Origin of the sequence: Gluconobacter sp., assembly GCF_047723935.1 — a bacterium.
Classification (GTDB): domain Bacteria; phylum Pseudomonadota; class Alphaproteobacteria; order Acetobacterales; family Acetobacteraceae; genus Gluconobacter.
Genome location: NZ_JBDOBO010000005.1, coordinates 53,109 through 70,125 on the forward strand (window position 1 = coordinate 53,109; position 17,017 = coordinate 70,125).

At 56.1% G+C, this 17,017-nt stretch carries 15 protein-coding genes; 11 read left to right on the forward strand and 4 right to left on the reverse strand.

All coding sequences use genetic code 11. The features are described 5' to 3' along the window. Nucleotides 1–59: 59 nt before the first annotated feature. Both dps and ABF979_RS04425 read right to left on the reverse strand, forming a co-directional pair. Nucleotides 60–599, reverse strand: a complete 540-nt coding sequence (gene dps / locus ABF979_RS04420; protein ID WP_046900719.1) for a DNA starvation/stationary phase protection protein Dps — start codon at nt 597–599, stop codon at nt 60–62. A gap of 59 nt (nt 600–658) precedes the next feature. Continuing rightward, nucleotides 659–3,184 (reverse strand): glycosyltransferase family 2 protein, encoded by a 2,526-nt coding sequence (locus tag ABF979_RS04425; protein ID WP_415558052.1) that lies wholly within the window; start codon nt 3,182–3,184, stop codon nt 659–661. A 272-nt stretch (nt 3,185–3,456) separates the two neighbouring features. On the opposite strand from ABF979_RS04425, the gene pstC reads away from it, so the two are divergent. The 6 genes from pstC to ABF979_RS04455 are packed head-to-tail and all read left to right on the forward strand — an operon-like array spanning nt 3,457 to nt 8,786. Next, nucleotides 3,457–4,425, forward strand: a complete 969-nt coding sequence (gene pstC / locus ABF979_RS04430) for a phosphate ABC transporter permease subunit PstC (protein ID WP_202207139.1) — start codon at nt 3,457–3,459, stop codon at nt 4,423–4,425. After that, nucleotides 4,422–5,294, forward strand: a complete 873-nt coding sequence (gene pstA, locus ABF979_RS04435; protein WP_202207140.1) for a phosphate ABC transporter permease PstA — start codon at nt 4,422–4,424, stop codon at nt 5,292–5,294. Before pstC ends, pstA begins: the two co-directional genes overlap by 4 nt. A gap of 17 nt (nt 5,295–5,311) precedes the next feature. Beyond that, a complete protein-coding gene (gene pstB / locus ABF979_RS04440) occupies nt 5,312–6,082 on the forward strand; it encodes a phosphate ABC transporter ATP-binding protein PstB (RefSeq protein ID WP_371822701.1) in 771 nt (256 codons plus the stop codon). Between the two features lie 6 nt (nt 6,083–6,088). Next, nucleotides 6,089–6,811, forward strand: coding sequence for a phosphate signaling complex protein PhoU (gene phoU / locus ABF979_RS04445; protein WP_415558055.1), 723 nt, complete (start codon nt 6,089–6,091; stop codon nt 6,809–6,811). Next, a complete protein-coding gene (locus ABF979_RS04450) occupies nt 6,808–7,530 on the forward strand; it encodes a response regulator (protein ID WP_415558057.1) in 723 nt (240 codons plus the stop codon). The genes phoU and ABF979_RS04450 overlap by 4 nt, the downstream gene beginning before the upstream one ends. Beyond that, nucleotides 7,527–8,786: a sensor histidine kinase gene (locus ABF979_RS04455; RefSeq protein ID WP_415558059.1), complete on the forward strand. Its 1,260-nt coding sequence runs from the start codon at nt 7,527–7,529 to the stop codon at nt 8,784–8,786. The genes ABF979_RS04450 and ABF979_RS04455 overlap by 4 nt, the downstream gene beginning before the upstream one ends. 58 nt (nt 8,787–8,844) lie before the next feature. On the opposite strand, the gene ABF979_RS04460 is transcribed toward ABF979_RS04455, so the two are convergent. Next, complete coding sequence (locus tag ABF979_RS04460) at nt 8,845–10,260, reverse strand: amino acid permease (RefSeq protein ID WP_215750070.1); 1,416 nt, start codon at nt 10,258–10,260, stop codon at nt 8,845–8,847. A gap of 169 nt (nt 10,261–10,429) precedes the next feature. After that, on the reverse strand, nt 10,430–11,671 hold the full coding sequence (locus ABF979_RS04465; protein ID WP_415558062.1) for a transglycosylase SLT domain-containing protein: 1,242 nt from the start codon (nt 11,669–11,671) through the stop codon (nt 10,430–10,432). Between the two features lie 63 nt (nt 11,672–11,734). Here ABF979_RS04465 and fliL point away from each other — a divergent pair, with 63 nt between their 5' ends. The 5 genes from fliL to ABF979_RS04490 are packed head-to-tail and all read left to right on the forward strand — an operon-like array spanning nt 11,735 to nt 17,014. Then, nucleotides 11,735–12,208, forward strand: a complete 474-nt coding sequence (gene fliL, locus ABF979_RS04470; protein ID WP_415558064.1) for a flagellar basal body-associated protein FliL — start codon at nt 11,735–11,737, stop codon at nt 12,206–12,208. Next, nucleotides 12,208–13,326, forward strand: a complete 1,119-nt coding sequence (gene fliM / locus ABF979_RS04475; RefSeq protein WP_415558066.1) for a flagellar motor switch protein FliM — start codon at nt 12,208–12,210, stop codon at nt 13,324–13,326. Before fliL ends, fliM begins: the two co-directional genes overlap by 1 nt. A gap of 18 nt (nt 13,327–13,344) precedes the next feature. Continuing rightward, complete coding sequence (locus ABF979_RS04480; RefSeq protein WP_202207148.1) at nt 13,345–13,848, forward strand: DUF6468 domain-containing protein; 504 nt, start codon at nt 13,345–13,347, stop codon at nt 13,846–13,848. Nucleotides 13,849–13,853: 5 nt separating this feature from the next. Continuing rightward, nucleotides 13,854–14,573, forward strand: coding sequence for a MotE family protein (locus ABF979_RS04485; RefSeq protein ID WP_202207149.1), 720 nt, complete (start codon nt 13,854–13,856; stop codon nt 14,571–14,573). Beyond that, a complete protein-coding gene (locus ABF979_RS04490) occupies nt 14,573–17,014 on the forward strand; it encodes a hypothetical protein (protein ID WP_415558069.1) in 2,442 nt (813 codons plus the stop codon). The genes ABF979_RS04485 and ABF979_RS04490 overlap by 1 nt, the downstream gene beginning before the upstream one ends. The last annotated feature ends 3 nt before the right edge of the window (nt 17,015–17,017 follow it).

Genomic DNA, 17,017 nt, shown 5'->3' on the forward strand with positions numbered 1-17,017 from the left:
ATAAAAAACGGAGCAGCACAAGACCGCTCCGTTTTCAGGCTCAGTAATGCAGGCGCGTATTAGGCGCGCTTGCCTTCATGGTCACCGTCACGCATCTGGCCGGTCGGTTCCTGTACATGGGCTTCCAGGAACCACAGGTGCTTGTCCAGACCGCGGGAAACCTCGGTGAAAAGGTCAGACGTGTCATCGTCGCCTGCTTCATCCGTGATCTTGATGGCTTCACGCACGTTGTTTGCAACAGTGGCATAGCGATCAATCAGAGCAGCGATATGGTCTGCGACGCGATAGATGTCGGTCGGGTATGGCTTGCAAGATGAATTCTTGGAGACATCCTGAACTGTGCCGTATGCTGTGCCACCGAGCTGCGTTGCACGCTCTGCTGTTGTGTCCACAAAGTCATCAATGCTCGTACGGAAGCCATCCAGCATTTCGTGGACGCCGATGAACTGCGGACCCTTGAGGTTCCAGTGCGCCTGTTTCGTGATCAGGGCGAGGTCAATCAGATCGGCCAGACGAGCATTGAGCGTTTCAATCGAGACGCTCTTCGTGTTGTCTGCGGTGTCGTTCTGTGTGACATGGCGGTTGGATTTCGTGGCCATGATGGTTCTCCTGCAACAGGGTTCGTTATCCGGTCAAACGCAGAAATCCCAAATAGGTTTCATAGTGTTTCCGGATCCACAAGATCGAAGAATGGCTGCTGGTCTACCGTGAAATAGCGCGGGTAAGCGGGATCTCGTTCGAAAAGTGGATTGTCACTCCAACGGGCCAGCATGGTCTGGGTTTCATGAAAGAAGCGAGCTTCATGTTCCGGACGATCATCGCTGCCGCGCGATAGACTTTCATGATGATAGGCGATGACTTCCGCGCAGAAGATAATCCGATAACCCGCGTCTCGGATTTTCAGGCAAAGATCGACATCGTTGTAGGCGACGGTCAGTTCTTTCTCGTCGAAGCCACCGACTTCACGAAAAACGTCTGCTCGAACCAGCATGGCCGCTGCCGTAACAGCCGTGACCTCATGCGAAAGCATGGTGCGTCCGATGTAGCCATACTCCGTCAGTGGATCACCCCGATGAACGTGAGCGCCTATCCCAGCCGGCCCCACCGCGACGCCCGCATGCTGAATTGTATCATTGGGATAGAGAAGTTTTGCGCCAACTGCTCCGATATCTGGTGCAGCCAGAGCCTCTCCAATCGCAATGTGAAGCCAGTTTGAATGTTCAACGAAGACATCGTTGTTCATGAACATCAGATAGTCAGCATTCGTCTGATCGACAGCGAGATTGTTGAGGCGTGAATAGTTGAAGGGCTCCTCAACTGTCAGGACGGAGACCTTCGGTTGCTTCTGTATTTCAGCGATGAAGTCAGCCGTCTCATGCTCGACCGACCAGTTGTTGACCAGAATGATGTCAAAATTCTTGTAGGAAGTTTTATCAAGGAGGGCATCAACACACTGGCGCGTGGTTTCAACCTGATCCTTGAACGGAATGATAATTGTGACTTTGGGAGCCTTTTTCGTCAGCCACTCCACGCCATACAGCGTCAGCCCGCGGATGGACGAGACTTTGCCCCGGACCTTCTTGCGTTTGAGATGGTCATGCACACACCTGACGCCGGCTTCAATGGCGTAGGTCTTGTTGGCCACATTGACGGCAGTGGAATTGGGGGTTTTGCGCCAATGATAGAGAATTTCGGGAACATGATGAATTTCCGCCGGAGACAGGATTTCCGTCGCCCGTAGAACAAAGTCATGATCCTGTGCGCCATCATAGTCTGACTTCAGGTGGCCAATTCTACGCATGGTCTCTGCCTCAACCATCGTCAGATGACAGATGTAGTTGCAGCCGAGCAGATAGCGGTAATTGAAATCGGGCTTGAGATTGGGTTCCAGGAAATAGCCAGCCTGGTCGATTTTATCTTCGTCTGAATAAAGGAGCTTCGCCCCTGTCTCCAGAGCCGCACGGACCATCACTTCAATCGCGACATCCACCATGAGGTCATCATGGTCAAAGAAAACGACGTACTGACCTCGAGCAGCATCCATGGCAGCATTTGTGGCACCAGAGATGCCTGAGTTTTTCTCGAGTGGTACAGCGCGGATCCGTTGATCGGTTTTGCAAAACTGCTCAATTACGGCAGTCGTCTGGGCGCATTGACCCGCATCATCAACGATGATGAGCTCCCAGTTTGAGTAGGTCTGGGACAGCACTGAATTGAGGGCAGCCTCGAAGTCGCTTTTGAGCGGGCGGTAGGTCGGGCACAGAATGGAAACCAGGGGCTCCTCTTGCCCTTTTCCACCTGGCAACTGACGCTGTTTGGCAACTCGCTCTCGCAGGAGCGGATAATATCGATGAGCCCAGCGGTTGTAATCGCCGAGATTGTAGCCGCGCCGAGGAACCAGGTCTCTGACTTCCTGACGCAATTCAGAAAGTTTCCGATGCAGCCCGTCGATGACGCTCAGGAGATCAACGAGGCGTGATTCCAGTGCATCGTCTGCGACAGAGGTGACAAGCGGGCTTCCACTGAGTTCTACGGCATCAGGAAGGGTAATAATCCGGAATTTCCGGGGTCCACTGCCACGAAGGTGCTGAGGAATGGGAATTTCGAAGCCACAGTTCGGATCGCAGCCCAGCGCTGCGGCGACATCTCCGCGATACCGATCAGCCCGAGCCTGAGCCATTGGAACACCGTCTGCGAAGACGGAGATCATGCATCGCCCGTGTTTTGTTGCACCAGGCTTATCCGAGCAAAGAACCCAACCACGGAGAGCGCCCTGTTTCACGCCGTCAATATAGCTCTGATATTCCGGTAACAGCTTTCCAGTAAACTGAAGGATCGGCAGAGGCGGGACGTCAGGGGTAGAAGGATTCGTGAGTGGGAGGATCGAGCGGTCCGGAAAGCGAATGGAGAATTCGTGAGAGACGCCATCCATGAATTTTTCAGGAACCATAAATTCGAAGCCGACTTTCGAAGTCGGAAGCTTGAGGGCAGCCTGAATGTCTGACCGCTCATGGTCGCAGAGAACCTGCATGACTTCCTGCTGATCAATCAGGATATGAAGTCTGACCGGTCCTTGGCCGCGAATGTCCACGGCCCAACCCCGTGCTCTGCCCCCTTCGAAAAGATCGAAATACCCCATGAAAAAGCCTGAAGTCGTCTGGGGCGGCAGCGGAGGTTGTTTCATCGTCACGGGTTTCCTGCTCCTCTTTCCTGCCCTTGGGTGTTCTCTGAAAGGCAAAAAGGACTGTTTTCCGGAAGGTTAAATCAATTGCTGAAATGTGTCTTGGGGAGCCAGTCTCAGGTGTGCCAAAAAAAAATGGATCGAGCGTGACATAAATCTTTCATGCCTTGCTTTGCCTGCGCCGGTTGTCCTTCCGGGTTGGGACGGCTAATGCACGGAAGTGGCGGCACCTGTCGTCAGTCTGCACCAGTTATCACAGCCAGAGCCTTTGACGCATGACACTTGCCCCAGCCAGGCAACCCGAAAAGGTTTCCGTTTCCGAACATCCGGAAAAACGGAGTAACGCAGATACCGCATTTCAGGCGGTTGTCGGTGGATGCTCCCTGCTGGTCCTGATTGTCCTCGGTGGCCTTGTCGTGCTGATGGGTGTTGGTGGGCAGGAGGCTTTCAGGACATTTGGCCTTGGATTTGCGTTCCGGGATGTCTGGAATCCTGTTTCGAATGAATACGGTGCCTGGGCTCCCCTGTTCGGCACAATCGTCAGCACTCTGATTGGTGTATTGATTGCAATGCCGCTGGCTTTTGGTACGGCATTCTGGCTGACCGCCATCGCGCCTCCGAAAATTGCAGCCATTGTTGGCACTGCCGTTCAGCTTCTGGCGGCAGTTCCATCCATTATTTTTGGTATGTGGGGCTTCTTCACGATCGTGCCTTTCATGGCACGACATGTCCAACCCTTCATGACACATCATTTCCGGCATGTCCCAGGGATCAATATGCTGATTCATGGTGCGCCTTTTGGCACGGGATTGATGACGGCAGGTCTTGTTCTGGCCATGATGATCGCGCCTTTCATGACGGCGGTCATGCGGGATGTTTTCAGCGCCATGCCAGGTATGCTTCGTGAAAGCGCCTACGGGTTGGGAGCAACGCGCTGGGACGTGATGTGGAAGGTCGTCGTGCCCTGGTCCCGGTCGGGCATGATCGGAGCTGTTGTTCTGGGCATGGGGCGTGCTTTGGGCGAGACAATGGCCGTCACATTTGTAATCGGAAATGTGACAGCCGTAGGATGGTCCCTGTTTGCTCCGAGAAGCACGGTCGCGTCTCTGATTGCTCTCCAGTTCCCGGAAAGTCCGGCTGGGTCGCTTCGTCTGTCGTCTCTGCTGGCTCTTGGTTTCATTCTCATGCTGCTGTCGTTTGCCAGCCTGTCTCTGGCAAGGATGCTGCGGGGGGATAGAAAATGAGCAACATGACAACGCATTCTCCCGGCTGGGCTCCTAATCCGTGCGGCGCGCGCCGTCGTCGGAAAGATCGTGTCGCCACCATTCTGGGTATGATTGCGGCTGCGATCCTCGTGCTGGTTCTGACGTCCATTCTCTGGACACTGCTTTCGCGTGGCATTGTTGGCTTGTCGGCAAGTGCGCTTTTCAAGCCTATGGGGCCTCCTGGTTCTGGGGGAGGGCTGGCAAACGCTATTCTTGGCAGCGTAATCCAGACGACACTGGCGCTTGCGATGGCAACCCCACTGGGTTTGGGCTGTGGCATTTATCTGTCCGAGTATGGCTCCAGACAGAACCGCTTCGCCTCCTGTGTGCGGTTTGTTTCCGATGTGCTGATGTCTGTCCCGTCCATTCTTGTGGGACTGTTTGTCTATCAGGTTCTGGTGGCCCCGTTCGGCCATTTCTCTGCATTGGCGGGTTCAGTTGCTCTTGCCATTCTCGCCGTGCCGATCATCGTGCGCACAACGGAAGACATGTTGCGGCTTGTGCCGGTCGCGATGCGGGAGGCTGGAGCAGCGCTGGGTGCAACACGTTGGCGTGTAACCCTCTTTCTTTGTCTACGCTCGGCGAAGACCGGCGTTCTGACAGGTATTCTTCTGGCTCTGGCTCGTGTGAGTGGTGAAACAGCTCCCCTGCTTTTCACATCTCTCGGTAATCAGAACTGGTCCTTCAGCCTGAACCACCCGATGGCCAGTCTGCCAGTAACGATCTACCAGTATGCGGGCGCGTCCTATGACGACTGGGTACAGCTCGCTTGGGCTGGTGCTCTTCTGGTGACACTGGGTGTTCTGGCCATCAATATTGCCGTTCGTTTTTCGGCCCGGCGCGGATGACTTTACAGGATTTCAAAATGAACGAGACCAAGCCGCAAGTGGCCCTCGCCGTTCGCAATCTGAACTTTTACTACGGGCAGAACCATGCCCTGCACGATATCAGCATCGACTTTCCTGCCCGGAAAGTGACGGCGATGATCGGCCCCAGCGGCTGTGGCAAGTCCACGCTTCTGCGGATCTTCAACCGTATGTACGATCTCTATCCGGGACAGCGTGCAACGGGAGAGGTGATTTTCGACGGCCGCAATATTCTTGAAACCGGGCTGGACCTGAACATCCTGCGCGCGCGGATCGGCATGGTGTTCCAGAAACCGACGCCGTTTCCCATGTCGATCTATGACAACATCGCATTCGGTGTGCGCCTCCATGAGCGACTGAGCAAAGCAGACATGGATGTGCGCGTGCAGGACGTTCTGACACGCGTCGCCCTGTGGAATGAAGTGCGGGATCGCCTGAATGCTCCTGCAGCCGGCCTCTCGGGCGGTCAGCAGCAGAGACTGTGCATTGCGCGGTCCATCGCAACACGTCCTGAAGTGCTGCTGTTGGACGAACCGACTTCCGCACTGGACCCGATCTCTACAGCGCGCATTGAAGAGCTTCTGGACGAACTCAAGGAAGAGTTCACCATTGCGATCGTGACACACAATATGCAGCAGGCTGCGCGTTGTGCGGATCAGGTTGCATTTTTCTACATGGGGCGGCTGATTGAAGTGGATGCGGCAGATCGTATCTTCACCAATCCACGGCAGCAGCAGACCCAGGACTACATCACCGGAAGATTTGGATAATCCGCCATGGCTGACAGATCTCATATCGTTAAAAGCTACGAGCAGGAGCTGGGTCAGCTCCGGTCCATGATGTCCCAGATGGGGGGCATCGTAGAGAATCAGGTCGCCTTGGCGCTTTCTGCCATCGCGGATCGCAATGAGGAGGCTGCCGATGCTGCAGCCCGTCAGGATCCGGACGTAGACGAGCTGGAGCGGGACGTCGAAAGTCTCGCCATTCGCCTGCTCGCTCTGCGGAGCCCGATGGCTAGCGATCTGCGTGAGATCGTTGCCGCGCTGAAAATTACCGGCGATCTGGAGCGTATCGGCGATTATGCCTCGTCGATCGCGCGTCGATCGCTCCGTATTCGCGGGGCCGATGGGCAGATTTCGCTGTCCGGTCTGCGGAGCATGGGGCGTCTGGTGCAGGACAATCTACGCCGGTCCATCGATGCCATCACGCAGCAGGATTCCAATCGGGCCATGGAAGTCTGGCACGCAGACCGCGCGGTGGATGAGTATTACACGGCGTTGTTCCGTGAGCTCGTGACCTACATGATGGAAGATCCACGGAACATCCGTGCCTGCACGGAGCTTCTGTTCATTGCCAAAAACCTTGAGCGGATTGGTGATCACGCCACCAATATTGCTGAACGCGTCTTCTATGCCGTGACGGGAGATAATCTGCCGGCGGTGCGTCCGCGGGGCGCGCCTGCAACTACTGATAACGCTGCTGAACAGCCCGACCGGTGAGCGGAAGCACCCAGATCAGGGCAAAGGGGCTCATTCTCGTTGTTGAGGATGATCCCGCTTTGCTCCTGATGATGCGCTATAACCTCGAACAGCGGGGTTATCGTGTCGAAACTGCCGCGGATGCTGAAACGGCTCTCCTGTTTCTTGAGACGGCCCGTCCAGATGCTGCCGTGCTGGACTGGATGCTCCCGGGGATGTCGGGGCTTGATCTGTGTCGCCGTATTCGTAGCAATCCGACCCTGCGGGATCTTCCGGTTCTGCTGCTAACGGCTCGTTCGGGCGAGCAGGATGCCATTCGTGGGCTCGATACAGGCGCGGATGACTATCTGATCAAGCCTTGCAGCGTCGATACGCTGGATGCACGTCTGCGCGCCCTCCTGCGCCGACATCAGTCTTCATACGACGTGCTGTCTTTTGCAGATATTACGCTGGACCCGGAAACGCATCGGATTGAACGGGCAGGTCGTCTGCTGTCACTCGGCCCAACGGAATACCGTCTTCTGGATCTGCTAATCCGTAATCCACGGAAGGTTTTTTCCCGGGAAGATCTTTTGCGGCGGATCTGGGGGCAAAATATCCATGTCGAGATCCGCACGATCGACGTGCATATCCGGCGACTTCGCAAGGCAATCAATGGTCCTAACGAGCCGGACCTGGTGCGCACTGTCCGGGCCGCTGGTTATGCACTGGATGACGGGCCTGTCACGGACGGGCTTTGAAGGCTGAAAGCCTGGTAGCCGTCTCCCATGAAGGTCTGCCTCTCTGGGCAGGGCTTGTCCTTATGGGCGTGGCGGTTGCCGGATGGGGATGTGCGTTTCTGGCTTTGCGGCGTCCCTCCGTGCCGTTACCTGCACAGACCGAACATTCAGCCCTGGCCTCCGCAGGGCCAGCTTCAGAGACTATTCTCCCTATCGAGATCTTCCCCGGGAGTGTTCTTCTGCTGGACCGGCTCGGGGCAGTTCTTCAGGCCAACGAGGAGGCACTTACCCAGTTTGGGGATAGTGTAGGGGCTATCCTCCGTCATCCTGCCGCACGCTCGGCTCTCTCTGCCGCATTACGCGTTGCATCCAATGATGTGGATGGCTTGCCCTCAATCTGTTCCACCACGTTCACGCTGGACGTTCCCGTCCCTCGTACGCTTCATCTCTCACTGAGAAGAATTTCTGCCCCGCACGACCGGCATACACGCGTGCTTGTCATGCTCTCGGATCGTAGCGAAGCGCAGGTTCTGGACAGGATGCGGGTCGATTTCGTAGCTCATGCCAGTCACGAGCTCCGTACGCCTCTGGCGTCTCTGAGTGGCTTCATTGATGCCCTCCGAACTGGGGGGAGCAGCATGAATGAAGGGACGAGACAGCAGTTTCTGGAGATCATGGCTCAGCAGTCTGCCCGGCTGAAGCGCCTGATCGACCGGTTGCTATATCTGTCTCGTGTCCAGGCTCATGAGCATCAGCGGCCCCGTGATCTGGTTGAAATTGCAGATCTGATGGCAATTGTACTTGGTGAGGTCGCCCCTCGGTTTGATGAGCCAGGATGTACGCTTAAAATTGCCATTGAGGACGACCTGACAATCCGGGCGGATGAGGATGAGATGGTTCAGGTGCTTCTGAACCTCATCGAAAATGCTCTGCGGTATGGCCGGGAAGAAGGTCGCCCCTTTACTGTAACTCTGTTCGCCCGACGGGCCCCGGAGCGGGATGACCGCTGGCCTGAAGAGGGAGGCGTACTGCTTGGGGTAGAAGACAATGGGCGCGGTATGGAAGCGCATCATCTCCCCAGGCTGACAGAGCGGTTTTATCGTGTGGTGGATAAGGTAGAGCCGGCCAAACAGGGCACTGGTCTTGGCTTGTCTATCGTTCGGCATATTCTTGACCGACACGGTGGAAGACTCAGGGTCGCCAGTGCGCCGGGGCGCGGGACGACGTGCCTTGTGTGGCTTCCGCCTGTTGGCGCCCTGCCTGTCGAGAACTCCTGATTTCGACAGGAGCTCATAAAAAAAGCGCCCCGATAAGGAGTGCTTTTTTATTAGTATCTCAGTGGGCTTTTCGGGTGCGCGCCAGAAGGAGCCATCCGCCTACAAGGATAAGTCCGATCAGAGGAATGGCACCAATGGTGATCGTGCCGTCCGGGTAATCGAAAGCCATCATCAGAAGAACAAAGGCCAGAAACCCTAGTGTTGCCCAGTTGGTATAGGGGGCGCCAGGCATGGCAAAAGTTGTCGGAGCAATTTCGCCGCGATTGATAGCGGCTCGTAGGCGAAGCTGGCACAACAGGATGAAACCCCATGTGCTGATGATTCCGATGGCCGAGAAGTTCAGAACCACTTCAAACACGCGGGAAGGGATCAGGTAGTTCAGGCCAACGCCAACCAGATAAACAGAAAGCGTCGTCAGGATACCCATGTAAGGTACGGAGCTTTTGTTCATCTTCGAAAGCACCTGAGGGCCTGATCCACCAAGGGACAAGGCACGCAGTACGCGACCTGTGGAGTACAGGCCTGAATTGAGGCTGGACAGTGCCGCAGTCAGGACAACGATGTTCATGATCGTGCCAACGCCCGGAATTCCAAGTGCCTGAAAGAACGTCACGAACGGGCTGACGCCAGCATGATAGGCTGTCCATGGCAGCAGGCAGACGAGCAGGACAACCGAGCCAACATAGAAGAGACCGATACGCCAGATGACGCTGTTCACAGCGCGCGGCAGAATTTCACGCGCATCGTGGCATTCTCCAGCGGCAGTGCCAATCAGTTCAATGGCGGAATAGGCAAACACCACACCCTGCAGCAGCAGAAAGACTGGCATGATTCCATGCGGGAACAGGCCACCGTTCTCTGTGATCAGATGAAGGCCCGTGGTGTGCCCGGCTACGGGCATCCGGCTGCCGAGAATAAGCGTTCCGGCGATGAGGAATGCGGCAAGGGCCACAACTTTGATGAGCGAAAACCAGAACTCCATCTCACCGAAGTAGCGGACGCCGATCATGTTCATCGTGCCAACGATGCTGAGAGCGCCAAGAGCAAAAACCCACTGGGGGACGTCCACGAAAACGGCCCAGTAGTGCATGTAAAGGGCGACGGCGGTGATATCGACGATGCCCGTCATAGCCCAGTTGAGAAATGAGAGCCAGCCCGCAGCATAAGCGGCTTTTTCGCCAAGAAATTCGCGGGCATAGGTCACGAAGCTACCGCTGGTCGGGCGGTACATGACCAGTTCTCCAAGGGCACGGAGAATCAAGAAAGAGAAAACGCCGCAAACGGCATAGATCAGCGCAAGGGAAGGACCGGCAACCTGAAGGCGGGAGCCAGCACCAAGGAACAGTCCGGTTCCGATGGCGCCACCGATGGCGATCATCTGAACATGTCGACGACCAAGATCCTTGTGGTACCCTTCCTCGCTGATGACATCTTCCGATGGTGGAGTGTGATCGTGAGCAGGGCTGGTCGTCATCTGCGCATCCTGAGGGCCGGGATCGGCGGGGTGAATCAATGTCTGGACGGTGGTCACCTACACTTCATGCGTGGCAGGTATGTCCAATCTGCATGGGAACATACGGCAAAGTCCTCTCATTGCCAACGAGCATTGAGTTTCCTTACGAAAATTCAGACTTTTGAGACATTTAATGTCCAGGTGGAACGGCCATGCAGGCCATGCCCTGCGCTGTCAGACTGCTACAGGCACTGGCAGCCCCGGCCCGGCTGATACCAGCAAGACGGGCCCTATAGAAGCGCGTTCCATGAGACATTGTGGGCTGAATCTGGGTCTGCGATGCCTGAAGGGGAGAGAATGCCGTCTGTCGCGCCATGTTCGCGGCAAAGCGTGCCTGTCCGGGATTCGCAAAAGCTCCGACCTGAATGCCCCAGTCTCCGTAAGTTCCTGGCGCGCGATAGCTGACGGCTGTGGGTGTCAGACTCTGAGAGGGGCGAGGTGTTCGAGGTGGTGTGGGAATGACAGGAGCCGGAGGCAGGAGCGTGCTGGCAACTGTCGATTGCTCGACAGTTGCAGACGGGGCTGCAAGTTGACGGTTGGGGACGGAGACGGGAGTGCAGGCCATACTTGGATCATAGGCGGCATCCGGGTCACAGGGGCCAAGAGGCGGCAGTTCAGGTGGCATTGTATCTGACGGGACAGACGTAATGCGCCGTCTGGACCATGCCTGCTGAACGCTCTGCTGTGTTGAACCATACTGTCTGGAAGGCTGAGCCATGGCCAATTGTGTGCTGCTATCAGGTGCTTCTGCGACCTCCATAGGAGATGCGTTCAGTTGCTGTGACGACGCGTAGGCTGCCAATGGGCCTGTCATAGCGATCTGTGTGCCCAGATGCGGCGTGATACTTGCAATGTAATTGACAGTTTCGTTGGGGAGTGCCCGCCCTTGGTAGAGGTAATCCTCAAGGCGTTGTGGTCCAGCATTGTAAGCCACCAGAAATGCGGGAGCTCCGTATTTGCGAGACAGTATTTTGATGTAGCCGGTTCCCGCCATGATGTTGTCATGCGGTTCATACGGATCAGAACCCAACCCGAACCGGCCCTGCATTTCAGCATAGGTCTGCGGCATGAGCTGCATCAGGCCCATGGCTCCGGCGCTGGACGTGATGGGTTGGCCATTCAGATACTGGTGTCCCCCCGATTCCTGGTGAATGACCGCTCTGATCCAGGCTTCGGGAATCGAGAAGCGACTGGCAGCCTGCTGAATGTATGGCCCCCAGGGATCACTGGCTGTGCCGGGGGCTTTGTAAGCGCCGTTTGCTGCATAATATCGATTGTAGGGCGAGGGTTGGGAGGCGCATCCGGCGAGAAGGATTCCCGACAGGAAAAGGCTTCCAGCATACAGGGCAAAGGGCCTTTTCCGAGGCGTCATAAACCCAATGTTAATCTTTTGCTCAGATGATGCCGTCTGTCCGAAAGAGAAGGCAGACAGGCAGTGACGACGGAGACTCCGGAACTTGAGATCCCGGCGAAAGCTGGCGGAAAACGCAGGATTATCCTGATCGCAGCAGTGCTCTGTGCCATGCTGGCTGGAGGCGGCGTATTCGCCTGGCGGCATTTCCAACATCCTGCGTCCCGTCCCGTAAAAGCGGCGTCCCAGCCGATATCCCTGACACTCATTACCATCCCGACGCTGGTGTCCAACCTTGATACCGGAGATGGCAGGGCGCGTTATGTCCGGATCAGTGCGCGCCTTCAGGTTGAAGACAGCAAAGATACGGCAAAAATCGGGTCGCTCATGCCCCAGATACAGGATGCCTTCCAGACCTGCTTGCATGGGATGCGCCCGGACGAACTGACCGGAGCGGGAATCTATCGTCTGCGGGAAACCATGCTGGCGCAGATTTCTAACATTCTTGCGCCGCTCGTCGTGCGGGATCTCTTCTTTGTGGAAGTTCTGGTGCAGTGATGCCAGACGCACAGAAGGCAGAAGCCGCCCCGATGTCGGAGGGCGGTGTAAACGATGCGCCGATGCCGCGGTTTGCCCTTTCTATGGATGATCTCGGTTTTTCAGAGGATGAGGGTGCAGACCGGATTCTGAACCAGGACGAGATTGATAGTCTCTTCGGGAGCGACGCCAACGTGAGCGGCGGAGGCGAAGGAAGCGGTCTGGAAAAACTGCTGAGCACGTCGTTCGTCTCTTACGAGCGGCTCCCTATGCTTGAGGTGGTTTTTGACCGTCTCGTCCGGATTCTCACGACCAGCCTACGCAACTTCACCAGCGATAACGTTGAAGTCTCAATGGATCGCCTGGCTTCCCAGAGGTTTGGAGATTATCTGGAGAATGTTTCCGGGCAGTCCATGTTCGCCGTCTTCAAAGCGGAGGAATGGGACAATTACGGGATTCTCGTTCTTAGTTCGTCCCTTGTTTACAGTGTCATTGATGCATTGCTGGGAGGGCGTGATCGTGTTCGTCCTCATGGCGATGGGGAGAGGCGGGCAGAAGGCCGACATCATACGGCGATCGAGCGCGCGCTGGTCGAGCCTCTGATCCGTGTGATCCTCTCGGATCTCTCCATGAGTTTCAGCCCTTTGTGTGCTGTGAATTTTCGTTTTGAACGGCTGGAACTGAATTCCCGCTTTGCGACTATTTCCCGGGCGGCAAATGGCGTGGTGTTGGCGCGATTTGGCATCGACATGGATGGCCGCGGTGGGGATGTGGATCTCATTCTGCCGCATGCAACGCTGGAGCCTGTTCGGGAAATCCTGCTGCAGCAGTTCATGGGTGAAAAGTTTGGCCATGACGGCATCTGGGAAAGTCACCTTGCCCAAGAGCTCTGGAATACGGACGTCTCGCTCGACGCCGTTCTGGAAGAGCAGAGCATGAATTTGCAGGACATCATGTCCCTTTCGCCGGGCGAGATGCTGGTGCTGCGCCGTGATCCTACGGCTCTCGTTCAACTGCGCTGTGGCGGAAAGACGGTCTTTCGGGGGCGGGTTGGCAAGAAGCAGGGTCATGTCGCGGTTCGTATTGAAGAAAATCTTATTGGCGGAGGGGCTGCTGATCGCCCTTCTGCGTACAGCTGAAAAGGCGGAGCAGTTTCCATGGACAGGTTCCAGATTGTGCTTGAAGTTGCTCTGTCAGCCCTGCTGCTGATTACGATTTTCTACAGCCTCTATCTTGGGCGGGCGCTATCGGTCATTCGTCGAAACCGGGGAGAGCTGGATGCCCTGATTGCCAGTTTGCATAGTAGCAGCCAGCAGGCTCAAGCCGGTATCGACCATCTGCGTCAGACGACTGAAATGGTTGGTCGTTCGCTTGGCAAAACGGTGGAGAGCGGAAAGAGCCTCAAACATGAGCTGACGATACTCTGTGAACGATCAGAAGCCGTTGCTCAGATTTTGGAAAAAACAGCGGCAATTGGCCGCCCTGCTAATACCGCGACTGTCAGAGAGGCAGAGGCGCCGGATATGGATAGCCCTCGTTTCTCTGCGCGCGTCAGGGCAGATGAAGGACGATGGCCGGCGGCGAGTACTTTGAAAACGCCATCCGGTAAGACTGCAGCAGAACGGGAACTGTTGCGTGCCCTTCGTCAGAAGCAGGTGTAACGCTCATGCTCTTCCGCTTGCTGCATATTGCCTGTGGTTTGATGATCATCTTGCTGGGCGCGAAAGTTTACGATCTGGTTGGGTATGTTGATGCGTCAACCAATTCGTCATTGATGTCGTCTGCCGTGGCGCAGCCGACCACCTCACAAGCCTCACCGAACGCTGATGCTGAAGGAACTGCAAGCAAGTCGTCTGAGGCGCAGGATGGGAAACCTGCTCAGCAGAAGCTTGCCTCTCCAGATCTTTGCAAGGCAGGGGGATGTCAGGGAGCGCTTCAGTCGGCAAATGAAATGGCGCCGATAACGCCTGATCCCGGGCTGAAAGCAGAGCTGGCTGCACGGCAGCAGGAACTGGATCGCAAGGCCGCTGCGTTGGAAGATCGGCAACGTCTGGTAGATGCGGCAGAAGAAGAACTGCAACGTCGGATGACCGCACTCCAGACATCCCGTTCGCAGTTTGAAGAGACAGCACGACATTCGGACGAGCTTTTGAACCAGGATGCGGAAAGACTGGTCAGGATTTATGAGGCGATGAAGCCCGTCGATGCGGCCGCTATTTTCAATATTCTTGATCTGCGGGTTGGCGTGGGCCTTCTGAACCGTATGAGCCCGCGGAAAGCTTCAGCGATCATGGAAGCCATGTCTCCACAAAGGGCTATTCTGGCAACACAGATGCTCGCAAATGCTCATGCGCATCCTGGGATGCGTGTTGGGGATAACGGGTAATGCTGGGGCGTAGATGCCTGTGTGTGCTGATAGTGTTGATGCTGTCAGAAAGCGCATCAGCTTTGCCGTCTACGGGGAGTGCGCTTCTTCCATCAGGCTGGTCATTTCTAAATGATCCTTCCCCCCTTTTGTCAAAGAAGGAGAAGGCGGCGGTAGAACGCGCGAACGTCGGTGTGCAGCCTGTTATACAGGCTAAAGAGGATGTTGCCCCAACCGCAACTGGCTTATGGCTACCTTTGGGTGAGATGACGCCGGTTGCTGCCTTTCAGAATGGTCGGCGTCTCCTGATCGTCGCTGCCGGGCGCCATGTTATAGACACTGCAGGGCTCACAAATGATACGCCATTCGAGGCTGTATCTGCTCGTGGTATGGCGGATGTGACGGCTGTTAGCATCCTGTGCCCTGAAGGAGCCATTCCATCAGTTAGGCCTGCCGGGCATGGATGGACGGTCTCTCTCGCACAACAGCCGGCCTCACCAACAGACGCTATGTTATTGGGCCAAGATGGCGGTGCCTTGACTTTCATGCCACCTCGGACGGATGGGGCTTTGGCTGTTGTCGCATTCCGGGATCCAGATTCCGGTCGGCGACTTTTGCTCGGTCTCTCACGGTCAGGCTCTATATCCGGTGACTTGATCCGGCATGGAGCGGGTTTTGAGGTTCGCCCTAGCTTGACGGGGCTGGTTATCGCGGCTGATGACGATGCAATCGAGTTAAGGCAAAGCGGAAAGCAGTTTTTTCTGGATCGAGTTGGCCCAGGTGATACTCCGCTTCTCGCTGGCGGAAAGCTGGCCGCTTATGGGGCCTCAGATGCCGGGGTATCGTTGGCCGATAGTGCGCCTGAAAATCTGCGAGACAGTGTTCATCGCGCCTGGATCGCGGCGGCAACAGCGTCAGCAGGACAGCGCTTTGACGCGCGGGTCCGCCTGGCACAGGCAGCGGCGAGATTGGCGAATGGTGCATTGGTTTCTCAGGTTTTGCAGGCAGCACTGGAAGATCAACCTGAAGGGGCTGCGCGTAAGGATGTACGAAGACTGAAACAGATTGCGGCGGTGCTCAACGGTCGCGCTGATCAATCTCTCTTAACGGAAGAAGAAGGGGCGGCGCCGGAAGATCAGTTCTGGCGAGGCATGGTGCGTGCGCAGTTTCCCCTTGTGGGAGACGGGCCTGATGTCAATGCGCAGAGAACCCGTATAGCAAGCTTGATTGCGGCAGGCTTGCCATCGGTCTCGGCTTATTCTCAGCCTTTGCGGCACCGCCTGTTACCAGTGGGGGCAGAGTGGGTCGCGCGATACGGCACGGCAAAAGATCAGGGCGTTCTATCGTCTCCGCCTTTGGGGCCTGAAACTGCCCTTGCGCGTGCCTTGGTGGCAACGGACACTCGTACGTCGGATGCAAGAGAGCAGCTTGAAAAGCTCGCTCATGATCCTGCTCCCCTGATATGGCCTGTTGCACGCGAGGCCGCTTTGAAACGGGATCTTGAAACAGGCGCATTGCCCGCAAAAGCAGTAGGTGAGCGTGTGGATGCCCTTATGCCTGCTTTTCGAATGGCAGGAAGGGAGCGTGAGGCACGCCTGCTGAGTATTGATGCTTTCATTAAAGGGAAAGAATGGCGCGCCGCTCAACAGGGCGTGCAAGACGGGCAGGCTGCCTATGGGCAAGAGGATTTTCCTGGGCATGACAGGGTGATCGTCATTGCCCGAGGGCTTGCGGAACAGAAAAATATCGAAATGCCCGGTGCTCTCGCCGAAGTTGAGCTGTTGAAATCAGCCCTGACGATCACGCCGAATGATCCGACATTGCAAACCTATTTTCTGAAAGCTCTGGACCGTCGTTATGCTGTGCTAGGTCTTCCGGCAGCTCAACGAATGGTCTTGCGTCGTCTTCTGCAGAACCAGCAGGGGGTAGAACATCAGGACACTATGCTGAAGCTTGTTCGTCTTGATCTTGATGCGGGTGATCTAAGCGTGGCACTCCATGATTTACCAGCGGAAAAGCCAGAAGATGTTTCTGCGCTTCCGGGAGGGCAGCTGGAAGTATTGGATGTGACTTTGCTTCGCGCCGAAATTGCGCAGGCCCAACACGATTTGACTAAAGCGGAACGTTATCTCACAGGCCGGACAGAGGTTCAGGCTTTGAAAATGCGTGCGAAATTGATGGAACAGGCGAAGGACTGGACTGGTGCAGTGTCTGCTCTGAAGCCAGCCCTCGATGCAGCATGGGCGGCGCGAAAAGATGCTTCAACTCTGTCAGTAGAGCTGGAAGCCTTGGTTCTGGAACTGGCCGGTGATGCCTCAAGAGCTCATGATGGTGCCACACTTACTATGTTGAAAAAGCAGTATGGTTCTTCAATGGAGCACTCATCGTCCGCGGGGGTCTTTAATCTTCTTGTTGGAGAAAGTCCGGCAGGTCTGCCCGCAGGTCTGCCCGTAGGTGGGTAAAGC